The following is a 2,237-nucleotide window of genomic DNA, read 5'->3' as shown; positions in this document are numbered from 1 at the left end:
GCAACCGAATTGGGCCTGCACTCGGTTGCCGTGTACGCCGAGGACGACGTGGACAGCGCGCACGTGCATGCCGCCGACGACGCGATCGGCCTTCCCGGCGCCGGCCCGTCCGCCTACCTCGACCAGACGGCGATCTTGGCCGCGGCCGATAAGGCCGGCGCCGAGATGATCCATCCCGGCTACGGGTTCTTGTCCGAGAACGCGGCGTTCGCTCGTATGGTGGCCGTCGCTGGACTGAGCTTCGTCGGGCCGGATCCGGAAAAGCTGGAGTTGTTCGGCGACAAGTCCGCGGCCCGACGTGCCGCGAGCGCCGCCGGCCTGCCAGTACCGGCTGCCACCGACGGAGCCGCCAGCCTCGACGAGGTCCGTGCCTTTTTGGCTGCGCATCCCGACGGCATCATGCTGAAAGCGCTGGCCGGCGGCGGGGGTCGGGGGATGCGTGTGGTCCGCAGTGCGGACCAACTCGACCACGCCTACCGCAGGTGCGCCGCGGAAGCTGAACTCGGTTTCGCCGACCCGGCGGTGTTCGCCGAGGAGTTGGTCCCCGATGCGCGCCATATCGAAGTGCAGATCGTCGCCGATGGCGCCTGCGCGATGGCGCTAGGCGACCGTGACTGCAGCGTTCAGCGGCGTTATCAGAAGCTGATCGAAATCGCGCCCGCCCAAGGGCTTTCCCCAGCGCTTCGTGGCGAGTTGCATCGGGCGGCAGCCCGCTTGTGCGCAGCCGTGGGCTACCGCGGGCTGGCAACCGTTGAATTCCTGGTCACCGCCGACCAGTTCGTCTTCCTCGAGGTCAATCCCCGAATCCAGGTGGAGCACACCGTCACCGAAGAAGTCACCGGAGTGGACCTGGTGGCGGCACAGTTCGCGATCGCCGGCGGTGCCGCGTTCGACGCGCTGGGGTTGCCCACCGGGGTGACCGCCGACGTGACGCGGGTGACCGGAGAGCCGGCCGCAGCGCGCGGCATCGCGATCGAGAGCCGGGTGAACACCGAAACCGTGGCCGCCGACGGATCGGTGCGGCCTACGGCGGGCACCCTGACGGCGTTCACCCCGCCGAACGGGCCCGGGGTGCGGGTGGACACCTGCGGCCGACCCGGCCTGACCGTCAGCCCCCGCTACGACTCGTTGCTGGCCAAGGTGATCACCCACGTACACGGCACGTCGCTGTCGCCGGCGCTGCGCAAAGCCGAAGCGGCACTGAACGAGTTCGTCATCGAGGGGATTGGAACCAATATCGGGTTGCTGCGGGAAGTGCTGGCCGAGAGCCGGATCCATCCGACGGTGGTGACCACGAGCTGGCTTGGTGAGAAGCTGCCCGAGTTGGTGGGCAACCTGGCGTACCCACCGAACGAGGCCGGCGCAGCCGTCGTACCCGACCTGTCCGACGAGGAGCAGGTGCTGTCCGCGCCGATGGCGGGGACGGTGGCCGAGGTGACACCGGACAGCGTTGTGCTGGAAGCGATGAAGATGCAGCACGTCGTCGCGGCACCAGCTGCCGGTGCGGTTCGCGTCCTGGTGGCGCCCGGTCAGGTCGTCGGGACCGGCGACCCGCTGCTGGTTTTTCCGCGCACCGGCCCCGGCGTGGCGGACCAATCGGTAGCCGAGGCCGACCTGGACCGTCCGCGCGCCGATCTCGACGAGGTCGCACACCGGCACCTGCTCACCCGCGACGAGGGCCGGCCGGATGCCGTCACCAAGCGGCACCGGCGGGGTCGGCGGACCGCGCGGGAGAACATCGCCGATCTGGTCGACCCCGGCAGCTTCGTCGAGTACGGCGCGCTGGCGCTGGCCGCGCAGCGCAGCCGGCGCTCAGAAGAGGACCTGATCGCCAACACCCCGGCCGACGGCCTGGTCGCCGGGCTGGCGACCATCGGCGGCGCCCAGGCGGTGGAGCTGTCCTACGACTACACCGTGCTGGCCGGCACCCAGGGCATGCGCAACCACGCCAAAACCGATCGGGTCTTCGAGTTGGCCGCCCGCAGGCAGCTGCCGGTGGTGCTGTTCGCCGAGGGCGGCGGCGGCCGCCCCGGTGACACCGACGCCGCCGGCGTGGCCGGGTTGGACCTGATGACGTTCCGCACTCTGGCCGGGCTGAGCGGCCGGGTGCCGTTGGTGTCGATCGTCTCCGGCCGCTGCTTTGCCGGCAACGCCGCCCTGGCCGGGGTGTGTGACGTGATCATCGCAACCCCGGATGCCAACATCGGCATGGGCGGGCCGGCGATGATCGAGGGCGG

At 70.4% G+C, this 2,237-nt stretch carries 1 protein-coding gene; it reads left to right on the top strand.

The annotated features are described in order from the left end of the window. On the top strand, positions 1 to 2,237 hold a 2,237-nt coding region (locus AC2VNT_RS02310; protein ID WP_486945317.1), incomplete at both ends, for an ATP-binding protein.

This window comes from Mycobacterium sp. TH-M15 (genome assembly GCF_057473705.1).
The sequence above is the reverse complement of the archived record's forward strand: the minus strand, read 5'-3'. Positions and strand labels throughout refer to the sequence as shown.